Here is a 16,708-nt window from a genome sequence, read left to right on the forward strand (position 1 = left end):
TCCAGCTCTGCGACAGAACCCACAGTACGGGCCCTGCATCCATTGACGCACTGTTCGGGGACGGATGCGCTCATCCCCAAGGACGAGTGCGTACGCACCCGCTCCGGCGTAGGGAGTAGGTGGTCCCCGGGGTCTCCCGGGGTCTCCCGCCGCCTCCTGCCGTTCGCCGGGGGAATCCACGAGGTGTGCGCAACGTCCCCTCTGTCCCCCTACAGGACGACTGGTGTTGCCGGATCGTTCCCCGCGGGGCTGGGGTCCATGCCCCCGACCCCGTACCCTTGGGTTTTGTGTTCCGTAGCCGTGCCAATGAAGAGAAGGCCACCGTCGCCGACAAGGCGCAGGTGAACCTCTCCAAGCAGACCCGTGACCCGCAGGCCCCGAAGGGCCGGCCCACGCCCAAGCGCAGTGAGTCCCAGTCTCAGCGCCGCAGCGTCGCCAACACGTCGCTGACGCGCAAGGACGCGGCCAAGCGGCAGCGCGAGGAGCGCCGTGCCGCGCTCGAGCGGCAGCGCCAGGCGCTGGCCGGCGGCGACGAGCGGTTCCTGCCCGCCCGGGACAAGGGCCCGGTCCGCAAGTTCGCCCGCGACTTCATCGACTCGCGGTTCAACGTGGCGGAGTTCTTCCTGCCGATGGCCGTGGTCATCCTCGTGCTGAGCATGGTGCGGGTGGGCTCGCTGCAGAGCATCGCGCTGCTGCTGTGGCTGGTCGTGATCGTGCTGATCGTGCTCGACTCGTTCGTCACAAGCTTCCGGCTGCGCAAGCAGCTCACCGAGCGCTTCCCCGGCCAGAACCGGCGCGGCGCCGTCGCCTACGCCCTGATGCGCTCGCTCCAGATGCGTCGGCTCCGGCTGCCCAAGCCGCAGGTCAAGCGCGGAGAGCGGCCCTGAGCACTGCGTCTTTCTCCGGGGGCGCGGCCAAGGCCTGGCTCGGCAAGCTGGGCGCGCTGCGTGATGTCGTACGACAGGAGCTGGTCGCCCGCCAGCTCGAAGAGCAGATTGTGGGCCGGTATCCGGTCGGGCAGCGGCTGCGCGTGCTCGACGTGGGGATGGGCCAGGGCACGCAGGCGCTGCGGCTGGCCCGGGCCGGGCACCAGGTGACCGGTCTCGAACAGGACGCCGAGATGATCGCCGCGGCCCGCGAGACCCTCTCCGGTGAGCCGGAGGGCATCCGGGAGCGGATGCGGATCATCGCGGGCGACGGCCGCGACACCGGCGTGCACTTCCTGCCGGGCAGCTTCGACGTGGTGCTCTGCCACGGCGTCCTCATGTACGTCGAGGAGCCGGACGCCCTGCTGGCAGGGCTGGCCCGGATGCTCGCCCCGGGCGGGCTGCTGTCGCTGCTGGTGCGCAACGGCGACGCGCTGGCGATGCGGCCGGGCCTGTCCGGCGACTGGGCCGGCACCCTGGGCGCCTTCGACACCGTGTCCTACACCAACCGGCTCGGGCTGGACGTACGCGCGGACCGGCTCGCCACGCTGACCGCGACGCTGGCCGGGATCGGGGCGCCGCTTCAGGCCTGGTACGGCGTGCGGGTCTTCACCGACACGGCGGCGGACGACGCGCAGCTCCCGGCGGACCTGGACACGCTGCTGGCCGCGGAGGAGCGGGCGGGGCGGACGGATCCCTATCGGGGGGTCGCGGCGTTGCTGCATCTGTGCGGGGTGCGGGGCTGAGGCCCTTGGGCACGGACATGAACGACATGCACGACGGACATGAAGAGGGGCGGCCCGGTGCGGGCCGCCCCTCCTTGTCGTTCAGGTCGGTTTCGGGTCGGTTACGACGCCGGCTCTTCGGCGTGCAGGCTCATCGGGCCGTAGATCTCCGTGACGTCCTCGAACAGCCGCACCTGGTCCGTGCCGCCTTCGAGCAGGGCCTTCCACTGCTCCCCGATCCACGACTCGGCGTCTCCCTGTGTCGTGAATTCCTCGGGCTGCACCGCGGGCTGGACCTCCGTCCCGTCGGCCTTCTCGAACCGCCACGTCCATGCCGCCATGTACGCCTCCCAGATGTGAACAGGTGCAGGGAAGAGCGTATGCGCTCCGCCTGGTGCGCCGTGAATGATCCATGTGGTTGGTCGTGTGCGGGCCGTCGTGGGCTTGTCGCGCCCGCGCGGCGCAGCCGCATGGGTCACAGCCCCGCGCCCCCTTGAGGGGGTATCCGGTGCGCATGTTGTGTCGTGGACGGTGAGAATCGGGGCGTGGAAGTTACTTTGCTCGGTACCGGTGCCCCTGCTGGACTCCCCCGGCCCGACTGTCCCTGTGCCGCGTGTGCGGCCGCTGCAGGGGTGGACGCTCGGGCTGCTGCCGCGGTGCTCGTGGACGGGGCGCTGTTGCTCGATCTGACGCCCGGTGCGGCGTTCGCGGCGGCGCGGGCGGGGCATTCGCTCGGGGGTGTACGGCAGGTGCTGCTGTCGCATCCGCACGACGGGCCGCCGGTGGAGGTGCCGGCCGGGCTGCCGCAGCCCACGCGGGTGCCGGACGGGCGGGAGTTGACGCTGCTGACGGGGCATCGGGTGCGGGCGGTGGCGATGGACGCTCCGGGCACGGGGTACGCGGTGACCGGGCCGGACGGGCAGCGGTTGCTGTATCTGCCGCCCGGGGGTGCGCCGGCCGGTCTGGAGGAGGGCGGCGAGGCCGCCGCCGGGTACGACATGGTGCTCGCGGACGCCGTGGGGCGGCCGGACGCCTTGGCGAAGCTGCGGGCGGTGGGCGCGGTCGGGCCGACCACGGATGTGATCGCCGTTCATCTCGACCACGACGTGCCGCCCGGCGCGGAGTTGCGGCGGCGGCTCGCGGCGGCGGGGGCGCGGGCGGTGGCGGACGGGTCGACGCTGGTGGTGGGGGTATACGAGGACGTGCCTGACGTACCGCGGCGGACGCTGGTGCTGGGCGGGGCGCGGTCGGGGAAGTCCGTGGAGGCCGAGCGGCGGCTGGAGTCGTTTCCCGAGGTGCTGTACGTCGCCACGGGGGGTTCGCGGAGCGGGGACACCGAGTGGGCGGCCCGGGTCGCCGGGCACCGGGAGCGCAGGCCGGGGTCGTGGCGGACGGTGGAGACGTGCGACCTGGTGCCTCTGCTGGCCGAGGAGGGGGCGCCGCTGCTGATCGACTGTCTGTCGCTGTGGCTGACGGACGCGATGGACTCCGTCGGGGCGTGGGACGACGCGGTGTGGGCGGGCGGGGGTGAGCGGGCGTTGCGTGCGCGGGTCACGGAGTTGACAGCGGCGGTGCGGGGGGCTCGGCGGACCGTGGTCGCGGTGTCGAACGAGGTCGGTTCGGGGATCGTGCCGGCCACCGCGTCCGGGCGGCGGTACCGGGATGAGCTCGGGCGGTTGAACGCGGCGTTCGCGAGTGAGTGCGAGCAGGTTCTGCTGGTGGTGGCGGGGCAGGCGTTGGTGCTGCGGGGTTGACGTGTGCGTGGGCGGGGGTCAGCCCTTGCGGGCGATCACCCGGTACGCGTTGGAGAAGGCGGTGTGGCGGAGTACCGGCGCCAGGGCGCGGTCCAGGAGGGTGGCTGTGGCGGTGAAGGGGGCTGTCGCGGGGGTGGGGAGGGCGCGGGAGAGGGCGTGGGTCGTCGCCTTGGCCAGGTCGGTGGGGGTGTGGGGGGTGTGGCGGTCCAGGGTGACGATCGTGCAGCCCTCGTACTCCAGCTCGACGAGGAGGTTGGCCGGGGGGATCAGGTGGAGGTGGGTGGGCTGGGTGTGGGGGTGCCACCATCTGCCCAGGAGGGACGCGAACACGCTCTGGGGGTTGATGAGTTCCAGGAGGAGATGGCCGCCGGGGCGGAGGGCGGCGAGGCCGGCGTGGAGTTCCGCGCGGGGGTCGGGCGTGTGCTCCAGGTGGTGGAGCATGCTGACGACGTCGTAGCGACCGTGCAGGCGGGCGGCGATGTCCGGGGCGGTGAGGTGACCGACGTACGCCTCCTCCACGCGCTCGGCCGCCCAGGCCCGTTCCACGCGGCGGGTGGGGTCGAGGCCGTCGAAGGACGTGTAGGGGAAGACCCTTTTCGCCGCGACGGGGAAGCGGGCGGTGCCCGTCCCCACGTCCAGCCAGCTCTCCGGCTCGGGGAACGGCAGTATCGCGCGGGCGACGGCCCGCAGGTGCCGGAAGGTGGGGGCGGCGGACTGGGCCGCGCAGGCGCGGCGGTGGTACTCCCGGCCCTCGGGGGTGAGGCGGGGGTTCTGGAAGGCGTGGCCGCAGTCGCCGCACTCGTCGATGGTGAACGTGTCCCTTTTGCGGGGGCGCAGACACGTCGCGCCGCACCAGGGGCAGTCCGGTCGGCGCGGCTCGTGGAAGTGCTCGACGGGCAGGGCCAGTTGGGTGGGTCTGGGCTTGGCGGGCACGGGCTGCTCCCTACGGAGGGGCGTTACGACAATCCGCTGCAAAACGGAACGTATGGGATCGGGCCCTCGGGTGCAATGACGGCACGGGGGTGTGGTGACCATGTGGCGCGGCCCTGTTCGACCGGTGCCGGTACTGTTCGGCGAATGAGCTCGCTTAATCTCGACGACTTCACCGACCTGATCGAACGCCCCGACGGCGGGGTCCGCCGTGACGCCGAGGCGCGCCGAGAACGTCAGATCGTGCCGCCCGGATCGCTGGGGCGCCTCGACGACCTGGGTGAGTGGCTGGCGGCGGCGCAGGGCGCCGTGCCGGTGCGGCCGGTGGAGCGACCTCGGGTGGTGTTGTTCGCCGGCGATCACGGCATCGCCGAGCTGGGTGTCTCCGCGCGGCGCGCGGGCAGCGCCGGGGAGTTGGTGCGGGAGGTCCTGGAGGGCGGCCGGCCCGTGTCCGTGCTGGCGCGGCGGCTCGGGGTGCCGGTGCGGGTGGTGGACATGGCGTTGGACTGCGACCCGCAGACGCTGCCGGAGGATGTCGTACGGCATCGGGTGCGGCGCGGCAGTGGCCGTATCGACATCGAGGACGCGCTGACCCTGGAGGAGGCCGAGGCGGCCTTCCGGGCCGGGGTCGCGGTGGCCGACGAGGAGGCCGACTCCGGTACGGATCTGGTCGTGCTCGGCGATGTGAGCGTGGGCGGGACCACGGTGGCGGGTGTGCTGGTCGCCGCGCTGTGCGGGACCGACGCGTCCGTGGTGACCGGGCGGGGTGGCCTCGCGATCGACGACCTGGCGTGGATGCGCAAGTGCGCGGCGATCCGTGACGCGTTGCGGCGGGCCCGGCCGGTGCTCGGGGACCAGTTGCAGCTGCTGGCGACCGCGGGCGGCGCCGATGTCGCCGCGATGACCGGGTTCCTGCTGCAGAGCGCCGTACGGAAGATGCCGGTGGTCCTCGACGGGGTCGTGGCCGCCGCCTGTGCGCTGGTCGGGCAGCGGATCGCGTTCCGGGCGCCGGACTGGTGGCTCGCGGCCCACGACAGCGGGGAGCCGGGGCAGAGCAAGGCGTTGGACCGGATGGCCCTGGAGCCACTGCTGGACCAGGGCGTGAAGGTGGGCGAGGGCGCGGGCGCCCTGCTGGCCCTGCCGCTGGTGCTGGCCGCGTCCGCGCTGGCGGCGGAACTGCCGGAGAGGCCCGAGGCTTCCGAGGGGGCGGAGGCGGAGAAGCCGGAGATGGGGGAGAAGGCGGAGATGGGGGAGAAGGCGGAGATGGCGGAGAAGGAGGAGTAGTCCGGCCGGTTCGGCGCCGCCGGACCACGCCGTCGGGACCATATGATCCCAACTCATGGGATATGCCCGATTCGCCGTCTGGTATCTGCGTCTCGTCGCGTCCGTCAACTTCCTCAGTGCGTTGTGGGTGTCCCTGGGGCAGGACGTGCGGCGGCACAACCAGGAGGATCTGTTCACGCCGTATCTGCTGACCGCCGGCTTCGCCTCCGGGGTCTTCACGGTGTTTCTGGCAATCACCATGCGGCGCCGCAAGCGCGCCGCATGGATCCTCAACCTCGGGCTCAGTGGGGCGTTCCTCGCGCTGTTCACGTTCGCCATGGCGTCCCCCGAGATCCGGCGGCACCCGCAGAACTGGGTCTCACTGGGCCTGACCGCCGCCTTCGTGGGCGCGCTGGTGCTCGGGCGGCGGGAGTTCTACGCCAAGGGCGACCGGGCCAATCCGAAGCTCGCGGCCGTCGTCGGCGTCGGCGGACTGCTCGTGTCGTCGCTGCTCGCGGCGCTGCTGGTGACGGCGACCAACCAGGCGCAGGCCGCGTCCACCGTCGCCGATCGCTGGCGCTACGGCACGCTCCGGCTGGTCTCCATCTCCGACTTCCGCTCCCCCGGCATCACCACGCCGAACTGGGTCGACGTGGCCGTCAACGTGCTCAGTACGGCCCTCGTCCTCGCCGTCCTCTACGCCGCCTTCCGCTCCCGGCGTGCCGTCGACCCGCTCACCGAGGACGACGAGCGGCGCCTGCGGGACCTGCTGGAGCGGCACGGGGAGCGGGACTCGCTCGGGTACTTCGCGCTGCGCCGGGAGAAGAGCGTCGTCTGGTCCCCCACCGGCAAGGCGGCCGTCGCCTACCGGGTCGTCGGCGGGGTGTCGCTGGCGTCCGGGGACCCGCTCGGGGATCCGGAGGCGTGGCCCGGGGCGATCGAGCCGTGGCTCGCCGAGGCCCGCGCGCACGGCTGGATCCCGGCGGTGATGGGGGCGAGCGAGGAGGCCGGGACCGTGTACGCCCGGCACGGGCTCGACGCGTTGGAGCTCGGGGACGAGGCCGTCGTGGAGGTCGCCGACTTCACCCTGGAGGGGCGGGCCATGCGGACCGTACGGCAGGCGTACAACCGGGTGCGGCGGGCCGGGTACACCGTACGCGTGCGGCGGCACGAGGACGTTCCGGCCGACGAGATGACGCGGCTCGTGCGGCGCGCGGACGGCTGGCGCGACGGGGCCACCGAGCGCGGGTTCAGCATGGCGCTGGGGCGGCTCGGGGATCCCGGGGACGGCCGGTGCGTGATGCTCGAGTGCGCGGACGCCCACGGTGAGGTGAAGGCGCTGCTGTCCTTCGTGCCGTGGGGGCCGAAGGGGCTGTCGCTGGACCTGATGCGGCGCGACCGGGACGCCGAGAACGGCCTGATGGAGTTCATGGTCATCGAGTTGTTGCGGCGCGCCGGGGAGATCGGGGTCAGCCAGGTGTCGCTGAACTTCGCGATGTTCCGCTCGGTGTTCGAACGGGGCGCCCGCCTGGGTGCCGGGCCGGTGCTGCGGCTGTGGCGGTCGCTGCTCAGCTTCTTCTCGCGGTGGTGGCAGATCGAGTCGCTGTACCGCGCCAACGCCAAGTACCGGCCCATCTGGGAGCCGCGCTTCCTGCTCTTCGAGAAGAGCGCGGACCTGCCCCGCATCGGTCTCGCGTCGGCCCGCGCGGAGGGGTTCCTCCGATGAGCACCCTCGCCCGCTGGGCCCGCGCGGAGTGGGGGGCGCTGTACGCGGACGCGCGCGAGCCGCTGCTGGAGGGGCGCGGGCGGGCGGTCGCGATGACGCTGGGGGCGGCGTGTCTGACGGCGGCCCTGCACGTCGTGCACCACCAGTCCTGGGGATACCGGCTCGTCCAGGACATCGGTGCCGTACGCGCCGAGGACCCCCTGTGGCTCGCCCTCCTGCGCACCCCGCTCTCGCTCTTCGTTCCGGCGCTGGACCTGCCCGTGTGGGGCGCGCTCGTGCAGGTCCTGCTGGTGTTCGGGCTCGCGGAGCTCTGCCTGGGCCGGTGGTGGACCCTCCTCGTCGCGTACGTCGCCACCCTCGCCGGCACCCTCTACGCTCGCGTCGGCATCGCCCTCGGCCCCGGCACCCCGCTGGGCCTGCCCGCCTCGGACGCGCATGTCGTGGACACCGGCCCGTCGGCGGCCGTGGTGGGCCTGGCCGTGTTCCTGGGCTTGCGGTACGGCGCGTACGTCACCGTGGGCGCGGTCGCCTTGGCGATGGTCGTCGAGGTGCTGCTGAAGGGGAACCTGGCCGGCAAGGAGCACCTGGCGGCGATCGCGGGGGTGCCGGTGCTGTGCGCGGCCTCGGCGTGGCGGATGCGTCAGCGACCGTCGGGGAGCTGTGCCGAGTCCGGTTTGCCGCCGAGCCAGTCCTCGAACGCCCGGCGGGGGCGGGACCAGCGGCGGTCGTGCCGGTCGGCGCGCAGCCCGGCCTTGGCCCGGGCGCGGGGGCGGTTGCGGTAGAAGCGGCGGGCCCAGGCGGAGCCGGGGCGGGCCAGGCGGATGGCGCCGACCAGGGCGATCACGGGGACGATCACGCCGAAGACCGCGAGGCGGGCCTTGCCTTTGAAGAGCGCGATGAGGGCGAAGAGGAAGTTCACCCCGATGCTGCCGAGGACGGTGCCGCGGTTCTGCAGTTCGTCGTCGGAGAGGTCGTTGACGCCGAACGGGGCGTAGCCCAGGAGGAGCAGGCCCACCAGGGCCGCGGTGACCACCACGACCTCGACGCTCTTGCGGCCCTCCTCGGTCCAGTAGACGTCGTCGAGGTGCAGGATCAGCGCGAACTCGTCGAGGACGAGCCCGGCACCGACGCCGAACAGGACCCCGCACAGGGCGGCGCCGAAGCCGTGCCGGCCACTGGCGACCGCGCCGAAGCCGCCGGCCAGGGTGAGCAGGACCCCCGGGACCACGTGGTGGATGTGCACCCCACCCGCCCCCTCGACGTTGCGGAACGGGCCCTTGCCCGCCCGGATGAGGCGGGTGATGACACGGGTGATCACGAAGGTCAGGACCAAGGAGGTGAGAGCGAGGAGGAGCGGCAGTTTGCCCGGCTCGATGATGTTCCGCTGCAACCAATCTCCCATATGCGCACTTTATCCCCGACCCCCTCGGTCGCTCTTCCGACCGCCGGGTAACCTGCGCCGGTGCCCGCCTCCTCCACCACCCCCTGGCCGGACGGCCTCCGGTTCGCCTTCGGCACCCTGACCGTGCTGCCGGTCAAGGTGACCCGCTGGGATCGCGAGGCAGCGCGCGGCGGCATGGTGTGCGCCCCGCTGGCCGGGCTGGTGATCGGCGCGTGCGCCGCGACGCTGGGGCTGCTGCTCCTCCTCCTGGGCGCCGGGCCCCTCCTCGCCGCCGTGGCCTCCGCGGCCGTACCCGCCGTACTCACCCGTGGCCTGCACCTCGACGGGCTCGCCGACACCGCGGACGGGCTCGGCAGCGGGAAGCCCGCCGAGGACGCGCTGCGGATCATGAAGCAGTCGGACATCGGGCCGTTCGGCGTGATCACCCTTGTGTTCGCCCTGTTCGCCCAGGTGGCCGCGCTGGCCCAGGCGTACGGCGACTCCTGGGCCCGGGGTGCGGTCGCCGCCGTCGTCTCGGCGACCGCCGCCCGCCTCGCGCTGACGCTTGCCGCGCGCTCCGGGGTGCCGGCCGCCCGGCCGGAGGGGCTGGGGGCCGCGGTCGCCGGGGTGGTTCCGGTGGGCGGCGCGGCGGTCGTCGCCCTGGCCGTCACCGGGTTCGCCGCGGCCGCGGGCGCCCTCCTCGGGCCGTACGACGTCGTCCGCACCGCCCTGGCGGTCGTCGTCGCGGCCGCCGTCGCCGAACTCCTGCTGCGGCACTGCACGCGCCGCTTCGGCGGGATCACCGGCGATGTGTTCGGGGGCCTCGCGGAGACGGCGGCGACGACGGCGCTCGTGGTGCTGTCACTCGGCGTCTGACGTCAGCACGCCTGCCGCCAGGCCCCCAGTTCGTACTTCTTGAGCATGGAGCTCAGCTTCAGGCGGCGGGACTCGGCGCAGAAGCGGTCCGTGGGGAGTTCGTACTCGACGTGGAAGACCGCCTTGCCCGCCTTGATGAACGGCTCCGTGGTCGCGCACTCGTCGTACTGGGCGCACTGCTCGTTGACCGCGAAGTCGAAGTCCTTCACCAGCTCGGGGATCTGGTCGAGGTCGTTCTTCAGGCCGACGGACATGCCCCGCTCGTGGGCCAGGCGTGCGAGGAGGCGGTTGTAGCGGAGCTGGTCGGCCGCCTCGAGCGGGAAGCCGGTGGTGTTGTCGTAGCCGTCCATGTTGTCCGGCTCGACCGCGTCGAAGCCCTTCTCGCGGCACATGTCGAGGCGGGCCGCCATCAGGGGCTCCAGGACGTCGGTGCGGCGGATGTCGAGCCAGCGCTCGCCCTCCCAGCCGTTGCCCCGGCCCACCACGGCTTTCGGGAACTTCCCCGCGTCCGGGCGCCAGTCCTCCCAGGCGCCGGTGGAGAGGTAGCAGATGACCTTGCGGCCCTTGGCGTGCAGGGCGGCGACCGTGGCTTTGGAGTGGTCGAAGCCGTCGATGTCGTAGACCGGCACGTCGACGGAGGTGTCGAGGCGGCCGCTGAGCTGCCACTGCCAGGCGACGCCGGGTTCGGGCCGCCAACGCCCACCGCGGCCGGGGGTGCCGGCGGATTCGTCGTCCGGCGCGGAGGTGCAGCCCGCGAGCAGCAGCAGGGCGACGAGCAGGATCGGACGTTTCACCGGGCGGTCTCCAGGCTGTTGGGCAACGTACATCAAGGATGATCTCCGAGAGGTGACCGCCCGCAGGAATGAGCGAACGCACGCACGCGCGTAGGCTCGTCCCGGGTCCTCCGCACCGGTCCGCCGCGCCGGTGAGCACCCCCGACGGAAACCGCACACTCGGCCCAGCTCTAGGGTCGGCTGTCGGGGCCGGTCGACCCACACCGTTCGACCACCGGAACTTCACATCGGAAGCGAGAATTCACCACCGTGACTGCTCTCACTCTCAGCACCGCCGCGGCGCCCGGCCTGCGCGCCGACGCGATCGTCGTCGGCGTCGCCAAGGGCACTGCGTCAAAGTCCGGGGACCTCGTCGTCGCACCCGGCGCCGAGGCCGTGGACAAGGGGTACGACGGCCGCCTCGCCGTCGTCCTGGAAACCCTCGGCGCCTCCGGGGCCGAGGGCGAGGTGACGAAGCTGCCCGCCCCGGCCGGCTTCAAGACGCCGCTCGTGGTGGCGGTGGGGCTGGGCGGGGAGCCCGACAAGGACTCCTCGTACGACACCGAGGCGCTGCGTAAGGCGGCCGGCGTGGCCGCCCGGGGCCTCGCCGGGTCCAAGAAGGCCGCCTTCGCCCTGCCGCTGGCGGACGCGGCGGCGGTCGGCGCGGTCGCCGAGGGCGCGCTGCTCGGCGCGTACTCCTTCGACGCCTACAAGGAGACCGCGCCCGCGGGCAACGCCTCCAAGGCGAAGAACGGCAAGGCGCCGCTCGCCGAGGTCGCCCTGCTCGGCGCCAAGCCCCGCGACAAGGAGCACAAGGCCGCGGTCGCGCACGCGATCACCGTCGCCGAGGAGCTCAACCGCGCCCGCGACCTGATCAACACCCCGCCGAACGACCTCACCCCCGAGGCGTTCGCCGCGATCGCGCAGGCCGCGGCCAAGGAGCACGGCATCAAGGTGCAGGTGCTCGACGAGAAGGCGCTCGCCAAGGGCGGCTACGGCGGCATCCTCGGGGTCGGCGGCGGCTCGGCGGCCGCTCCCCGCCTGGTGAAGCTGTCGTACACGCACTCCAAGGCGAAGAAGCACCTCGCCTACGTCGGCAAGGGCATCACCTACGACTCGGGCGGCATCTCCCTGAAGCCCGCCGGGCACAACGAGACGATGAAGTGCGACATGAGCGGCGCCGCCGCCGTGTTCGCCGCAGTCGTCGCCGCCGCCCGCCTGGGCCTGGAGGTCAACATCACCGGCTGGCTGGCGCTGGCCGAGAACATGCCGTCGGGCTCCGCCGTGCGCCCCGGCGACGTGCTGCGGATGTTCAGCGGCAAGACGGTGGAGGTGCTCAACACCGACGCCGAGGGCCGACTCGTGCTGGCCGACGCGCTGTGGGCCGCGTCCGCGGAGAAGCCGGACGCGATCGTGGACGTCGCGACCCTGACCGGGGCGATGGTGTTCGCGCTGGGCAGCCGGACGTTCGGGATCATGGCGAACGACGACGCGTTCCGCTCCGCCGTGCACGAGGCGGCGGAGGAGGTGGGCGAGCCGGCGTGGCCCATGCCGCTGCCGGAGCACCTGCGCAAGGGGATGGACTCCCCCACGGCCGACATCGCGAACATGGGTGAGCGGATGGGCGGCGGGCTGGTCGCCGGGCTCTTCCTGCGGGAGTTCGTGGGTGAGGGGATCACGTGGGCGCACCTGGACATCGCCGGGCCCGCGTTCAATGAAGGGGGTCCCTTCGGGTACACGCCCAAGGGCGGTACGGGGTCGGCTGTGCGGACGTTGGTGCGGCTCGCCGCGCTGACCGCCTCGGGTGACCTGGGGTGACGTTCGCCCACTGAGTGAGGTCCCTCAGTCGTGGGGGTTCCGCCGCGCGGGCTGGTCGCGCCCGCGCGGCGGAGCCGCATACCGACACAGCCTCGCGCCCCTTGGGGCGCTCATGTGAACGTGGGGCGTCTCACACCCCGGCCCCGCGTCTCTTCCGCCTCCGACAAGTGCGAAGATGGGGCTCGGCAGGACAGGGCCCCCACCACAGGGCCGAAGAAAGAGCGGCCGGACACCAGCCGCCGCCCGGTCACTGGAGACCGGCGTACGGCGCACATGCATGGAGGACGTGACGTGGCGAACGACGCCAGCACCGTTTTCGACCTAGTGATCCTCGGCGGTGGTAGTGGCGGTTACGCCGCGGCCCTGCGCGGGGCGCAGCTGGGCCTGGACGTCGCCCTGATCGAGAAGGACAAGGTCGGCGGCACCTGCCTGCACCGGGGTTGCATCCCCACCAAGGCCCTGCTGCACGCGGGCGAGATCGCCGACCAGGCCCGCGAGAGCGCGCAGTTCGGTGTCAAGGCCACCTTCGAGGGCATCGACATCGCCGGGGTCCACAAGTACAAGGACGGGGTCATCTCCGGCCTGTACAAGGGGCTCCAGGGACTCGTCGCCTCCCGCAAGGTGACGTACATCGAGGGTGAGGGCCGACTCTCCTCCCCCACCTCCGTCGACGTGAACGGCCAGCGCATCCAGGGCCGTCACGTCCTGCTGGCGACCGGCTCCGTGCCGAAGTCGCTGCCGGGCCTGGAGATCGACGGCGACCGGATCATCTCCTCGGACCACGCCCTCGTCCTGGACCGCGTGCCGAAGTCCGCGATCATCCTGGGCGGCGGTGTCATCGGCGTCGAGTTCGCCTCCGCGTGGAAGTCCTTCGGCTCCGACGTCACGGTCATCGAGGGCCTGAAGCACCTCGTCCCGGTCGAGGACGAGAACTCCTCCAAGCTTCTTGAGCGCGCGTTCCGCAAGCGCGGCATCAAGTTCAACCTGGGCACCTTCTTCTCGAAGGCCGAGTACACCGCCGACGGCGTCAAGGTCACCCTGGCCGACGGCAAGGAGTTCGAGGCCGAGGTCCTGCTCGTCGCGGTCGGCCGCGGCCCCGTCTCCGCCGGTCTCGGCTACGAGGAGCAGGGCGTCGCCATGGACCGCGGCTACGTCCTGGTCGACGAGTACATGCGCACCAACGTCCCGACCATCTCCGCCGTCGGTGACCTGGTCCCGACGCTCCAGCTCGCGCACGTCGGCTTCGCCGAGGGCATCCTGGTGGCGGAGCGTCTGGCCGGCCTGAAGACCGTCCCGATCGACTACGACGGTGTCCCGCGGGTGACGTACTGCCACCCCGAGGTCGCCTCCGTGGGTATCACCGAGGCCAAGGCCAAGGAGATCTACGGCGCGGACAAGGTCGTCGCTCTGAAGTACAACCTGGCGGGCAACGGCAAGAGCAAGATCCTGAACACCTCGGGCGAGATCAAGCTCGTCCAGGTCAAGGACGGTGCCGTGGTCGGCGTCCACATGGTCGGCGACCGCATGGGCGAGCAGGTCGGCGAGGCCCAGCTGATCTACAACTGGGAGGCGCTGCCGGCCGAGGTCGCCCAGCTCGTCCACGCTCACCCGACGCAGAACGAGGCGCTCGGCGAGGCCCACCTGGCCCTGGCGGGCAAGCCGCTGCACTCGCACGACTGACCCCTCGGTCGACGAAGCGACGACACAGACTTCCGCAATTCGTAAGGAGCAACCGAAACCATGGCGGTTTCCGTAACCCTTCCGGCGCTCGGCGAGAGCGTCACCGAGGGCACTGTCACCCGCTGGCTGAAGGCCGAGGGTGAGCGCGTAGAGGCTGACGAGCCGCTGCTCGAGGTCTCCACCGACAAGGTCGACACCGAGATCCCCTCCCCCGCCGCCGGCGTCCTGGCCTCCATCAAGGTCGCCGAGGACGAGACGGTCGAGGTCGGCGCCGAGCTGGCCGTGATCGACGACGGCACGGGTGCCCCGGCCGCTGCCCCGGCCCCCGCGGCCGAGGAGGTCGCCCCGCCGGCTCCCGAGCCGGCCCCGGCCGCCCAGCCCTCCACCGAGCAGGCCGCTCCGGCCCCGGCTCCCACCGCCGAGGCCGCCGCCGGTGGCGGCAGCGCCGAGGGCACGGACGTCGTCCTGCCCGCGCTCGGCGAGTCCGTCACCGAGGGCACCGTCACCCGCTGGCTGAAGTCGGTCGGCGACTCCGTCGAGGCCGACGAGCCGCTGCTCGAGGTCTCCACGGACAAGGTCGACACCGAGATCCCGGCGCCCACCTCCGGTGTGCTGCTCGAGATCACCGTCGGCGAGGACGAGACCGCCGAGGTCGGCGCCAAGCTGGCCGTCATCGGCGCCCCGGGTGCGGCTCCGGCCGCTGCCCCGGCCGCTCCGGCTCCCGCGCCCGCCGCCGAGGCCCCCGCCGCTCCGGCACCGGCCCCGGCCGCCCCCGCCGCTCCGGCGCCCGCTCCGGCCGCCCCGGCCCCGCAGGCGCCCACGACCCCGGCCCCGCAGCAGCAGACCACCCCGGCTCCCGAGCCGGTCCCGTCCGCTCCGGCTCCGGCGCCCGCCCCGGTCACCCCGGCGGCTCCGGCTCCCGCCGCCCCGGCCGGGGACGACGGCGCCTACGTGACCCCGCTGGTGCGCAAGCTCGCCGCCGAGAACGGCGTCGACCTGGCCAGCGTCAAGGGCACCGGCGTCGGCGGCCGTATCCGCAAGCAGGACGTCATCGCCGCCGCCGAGGCCGCGAAGGCCGCCGCTCCGGCGCCCGCCGCCGCTCCGGCAGCCGCGAAGAAGGCCCCGGCGCTGGAGGCCTCCCCCCTGCGCGGCCAGACCGTCAAGATGCCGCGCATCCGCAAGGTCATCGGCGACAACATGGTCAAGGCCCTGCGGGAGCAGGCCCAGCTGTCCTCGGTCGTCGAGGTCGACGTCACCCGCCTGATGAAGCTGCGTGCCAAGGCGAAGGACTCCTTCGCGGCCCGCGAGGGCGTCAAGCTCTCCCCGATGCCCTTCTTCGTCAAGGCGGCGGCCCAGGCGCTGAAGGCCCACCCGGTCATCAACGCCAAGATCAACGAGGCCGAGGGCACGATCACCTACTTCGACACCGAGAGCGTCGGTATCGCGGTGGACTCCGAGAAGGGCCTGATGACCCCGGTCATCAAGCACGCGGGCGACCTCAACATCGCCGGTATCGCCAAGGCCACCGCCGAGCTCGCGGGCAAGGTCCGGGCCAACAAGATCACCCCGGACGAGCTGTCCGGCGCGACCTTCACCATCTCCAACACCGGTTCGCGCGGCGCGCTCTTCGACACGATCATCGTGCCGCCGGGCCAGGTCGCGATCCTCGGCATCGGTGCCACGGTCAAGCGTCCGGCCGTCATCGAGACGGAGGAGGGCACGGTCATCGGCGTCCGCGACATGACCTACCTGACCCTCTCCTACGACCACCGTCTGGTCGACGGCGCCGACGCGGCCCGCTACCTGACGGCAGTCAAGGCCATCCTGGAGGCAGGCGAGTTCGAGGTCGAGCTCGGCCTCTGATTCCCTGATCAGGCAGTACGGCGCCCCGTCCGGATCTTTCCGGGCGGGGCGCCGCCCTTTGCAGCGGGCCTGGCTGCAACCCCCAGGGGCGCGGGAACTGCGCGACAAGCCACAGACACCCCGCAGCCGCCCGACAACGTACCGGCCCGAGCTCCCCCGCGCCGAAACCCCCATGTGCGCCTCGTCTCACCTGCACGAAAGCACCCCCACGCCCCCTCCCGGCGAAGCGCACCGGCCTTATTGTCTAAAACGTCAAAGCCCTCCCTAAGGAGCCGTCCATGACCGCGCCCGTCGTCCACTCGCTGCGCGAACAGATCCGCGAGCACATCGTGGAAGGGATCGTCAGCGGGCGCTGGAAGCCGGGCGAGCGGATCGTGGAGCGCCGCATCGCGACAGAGCTGGAGGTCAGCCAGACCCCCGTGCGTGAGGCACTGCGCGAGCTGGAGTCGCTGCGACTCATCGAGTCCGCCCCCAACAAGGGCGTCCGGGTCCGCAACCTGACCGCCGCCGATCTGGAGGAGAGCTACCCGGTCAGGGCCGGTCTGGAGGCCATCGCGGCGGAGCTGGCGGCGGAGAAGCTCGCCGGCGACTGCTCGGCCCTCGAACCGCACGTCGCCGCCCTGTACGACGCCGACCGGGACTCCGACGGCACCGGCCAGGTCCGGCACACGGTCGGCTTCCACCGGGAACTCGTGCGCGCGGCCGGCAACTCCGTGCTGCTGCACACCTGGGAGGGCCTGGGCATCGAGGTGTTCACCGCGCTGTCCATCCGCTGGCTGGGGACCGTGCAGCAGTCGTACGCCGAGGAGCACCAGGAGCTGGTGGAGGCGTTCCGGCGCCGGGACCCGCGTATCGCGGACATCGTGAAGGCGCACGTACTGGGCTGCGCACCGCGTGCCTGAGTCGGTTCGTGCCTTGAGCGCCCCCTCGCTCAAACGTCTCCCCACCTGCGAAAACCATGCGAAAACACGGCACCCGGTGCCTGGAACCGAG

At 72.4% G+C, this 16,708-nt stretch carries 14 protein-coding genes; 10 read left to right on the forward strand and 4 right to left on the reverse strand.

Annotation, left to right across the window (positions count from 1 at the left end; translation table 11 throughout):
• Positions 1–287: 287 nt before the first annotated feature.
• Both AC067M_RS01505 and AC067M_RS01510 read left to right on the forward strand, forming a co-directional pair.
• Positions 288–887 carry a DUF3043 domain-containing protein gene (locus AC067M_RS01505; protein WP_478694922.1) on the forward strand — a complete coding sequence of 200 codons (600 nt, stop codon included), beginning with the start codon at positions 288–290 and terminating at the stop codon, positions 885–887.
• An 80-nt stretch (positions 888–967) separates the two neighbouring features.
• Complete coding sequence (locus AC067M_RS01510) at positions 968–1,672, forward strand: class I SAM-dependent methyltransferase (RefSeq protein WP_478695342.1); 705 nt, start codon at positions 968–970, stop codon at positions 1,670–1,672.
• 101 nt (positions 1,673–1,773) lie between these two features.
• Here AC067M_RS01510 and AC067M_RS01515 read toward each other — a convergent pair whose 3' ends face one another.
• The gene (locus AC067M_RS01515; protein WP_133926848.1) at positions 1,774–1,992 is read right to left on the reverse strand and encodes a hypothetical protein; all 219 of its coding nucleotides are present in this window, start codon (positions 1,990–1,992) and stop codon (positions 1,774–1,776) included.
• A 204-nt stretch (positions 1,993–2,196) separates the two neighbouring features.
• Between AC067M_RS01515 and AC067M_RS01520 the strand changes: the two genes are divergently transcribed.
• On the forward strand, positions 2,197–3,405 hold the full coding sequence (locus tag AC067M_RS01520) for a bifunctional adenosylcobinamide kinase/adenosylcobinamide-phosphate guanylyltransferase (RefSeq protein WP_478694923.1): 1,209 nt from the start codon (positions 2,197–2,199) through the stop codon (positions 3,403–3,405).
• A gap of 18 nt (positions 3,406–3,423) precedes the next feature.
• Here AC067M_RS01520 and AC067M_RS01525 read toward each other — a convergent pair whose 3' ends face one another.
• A complete protein-coding gene (locus AC067M_RS01525) occupies positions 3,424–4,338 on the reverse strand; it encodes a class I SAM-dependent methyltransferase (protein ID WP_478694924.1) in 915 nt (304 codons plus the stop codon).
• Between the two features lie 144 nt (positions 4,339–4,482).
• On the opposite strand from AC067M_RS01525, the gene cobT reads away from it, so the two are divergent.
• Both cobT and AC067M_RS01535 read left to right on the forward strand, forming a co-directional pair.
• Positions 4,483–5,619 (forward strand): nicotinate-nucleotide--dimethylbenzimidazole phosphoribosyltransferase, encoded by a 1,137-nt coding sequence (gene cobT, locus AC067M_RS01530; RefSeq protein WP_478694925.1) that lies wholly within the window; start codon positions 4,483–4,485, stop codon positions 5,617–5,619.
• A gap of 55 nt (positions 5,620–5,674) precedes the next feature.
• Positions 5,675–7,324: a phosphatidylglycerol lysyltransferase domain-containing protein gene (locus AC067M_RS01535; RefSeq protein WP_478694926.1), complete on the forward strand. Its 1,650-nt coding sequence runs from the start codon at positions 5,675–5,677 to the stop codon at positions 7,322–7,324.
• Between the two features lie 640 nt (positions 7,325–7,964).
• Here the strand turns inward: AC067M_RS01535 and AC067M_RS01540 are convergent.
• Positions 7,965–8,726, reverse strand: coding sequence for a hypothetical protein (locus AC067M_RS01540; RefSeq protein WP_478694927.1), 762 nt, complete (start codon positions 8,724–8,726; stop codon positions 7,965–7,967).
• A 60-nt stretch (positions 8,727–8,786) separates the two neighbouring features.
• On the opposite strand from AC067M_RS01540, the gene AC067M_RS01545 reads away from it, so the two are divergent.
• Positions 8,787–9,581, forward strand: coding sequence for an adenosylcobinamide-GDP ribazoletransferase (locus tag AC067M_RS01545; protein ID WP_478694928.1), 795 nt, complete (start codon positions 8,787–8,789; stop codon positions 9,579–9,581).
• Between the two features lie 2 nt (positions 9,582–9,583).
• Here the strand turns inward: AC067M_RS01545 and AC067M_RS01550 are convergent, their stop codons facing one another.
• On the reverse strand, positions 9,584–10,408 hold the full coding sequence (locus AC067M_RS01550; RefSeq protein ID WP_478694929.1) for an endo alpha-1,4 polygalactosaminidase: 825 nt from the start codon (positions 10,406–10,408) through the stop codon (positions 9,584–9,586).
• A gap of 216 nt (positions 10,409–10,624) precedes the next feature.
• On the opposite strand from AC067M_RS01550, the gene AC067M_RS01555 reads away from it, so the two are divergent.
• The 4 genes from AC067M_RS01555 to AC067M_RS01570 all read left to right on the forward strand — a co-directional run bounded on the left by AC067M_RS01555 (position 10,625) and on the right by AC067M_RS01570 (position 16,617).
• Positions 10,625–12,172 (forward strand): leucyl aminopeptidase, encoded by a 1,548-nt coding sequence (locus AC067M_RS01555; RefSeq protein ID WP_478694930.1) that lies wholly within the window; start codon positions 10,625–10,627, stop codon positions 12,170–12,172.
• 291 nt (positions 12,173–12,463) lie between these two features.
• Positions 12,464–13,852 carry a dihydrolipoyl dehydrogenase gene (gene lpdA, locus AC067M_RS01560; protein ID WP_166662267.1) on the forward strand — a complete coding sequence of 463 codons (1,389 nt, stop codon included), beginning with the start codon at positions 12,464–12,466 and terminating at the stop codon, positions 13,850–13,852.
• 60 nt (positions 13,853–13,912) lie between these two features.
• Positions 13,913–15,715, forward strand: a complete 1,803-nt coding sequence (gene sucB, locus AC067M_RS01565; protein WP_478694931.1) for a 2-oxoglutarate dehydrogenase, E2 component, dihydrolipoamide succinyltransferase — start codon at positions 13,913–13,915, stop codon at positions 15,713–15,715.
• A 278-nt stretch (positions 15,716–15,993) separates the two neighbouring features.
• Positions 15,994–16,617, forward strand: a complete 624-nt coding sequence (locus tag AC067M_RS01570; protein ID WP_478694932.1) for a GntR family transcriptional regulator — start codon at positions 15,994–15,996, stop codon at positions 16,615–16,617.
• The last annotated feature ends 91 nt before the right edge of the window (positions 16,618–16,708 follow it).

It is taken from the genome of Streptomyces sp. NPDC043427 (genome assembly GCF_056436655.1).

Coding starts and splice junctions, on each gene's coding strand:
- AC067M_RS01570 (WP_478694932.1), top strand. CDS start 15,994: ATGACCGCGCCCGTCGTCCACTCGCTGCGCGAACAGATCCGCGAGCAC.
- AC067M_RS01535 (WP_478694926.1), top strand. CDS start 5,675: ATGGGATATGCCCGATTCGCCGTCTGGTATCTGCGTCTCGTCGCGTCC.
- AC067M_RS01540 (WP_478694927.1), bottom strand. CDS start 8,726: ATGGGAGATTGGTTGCAGCGGAACATCATCGAGCCGGGCAAACTGCCG.
- AC067M_RS01515 (WP_133926848.1), bottom strand. CDS start 1,992: ATGGCGGCATGGACGTGGCGGTTCGAGAAGGCCGACGGGACGGAGGTC.
- AC067M_RS01550 (WP_478694929.1), bottom strand. CDS start 10,408: ATGTACGTTGCCCAACAGCCTGGAGACCGCCCGGTGAAACGTCCGATC.
- cobT (WP_478694925.1), top strand. CDS start 4,483: ATGAGCTCGCTTAATCTCGACGACTTCACCGACCTGATCGAACGCCCC.
- sucB (WP_478694931.1), top strand. CDS start 13,913: ATGGCGGTTTCCGTAACCCTTCCGGCGCTCGGCGAGAGCGTCACCGAG.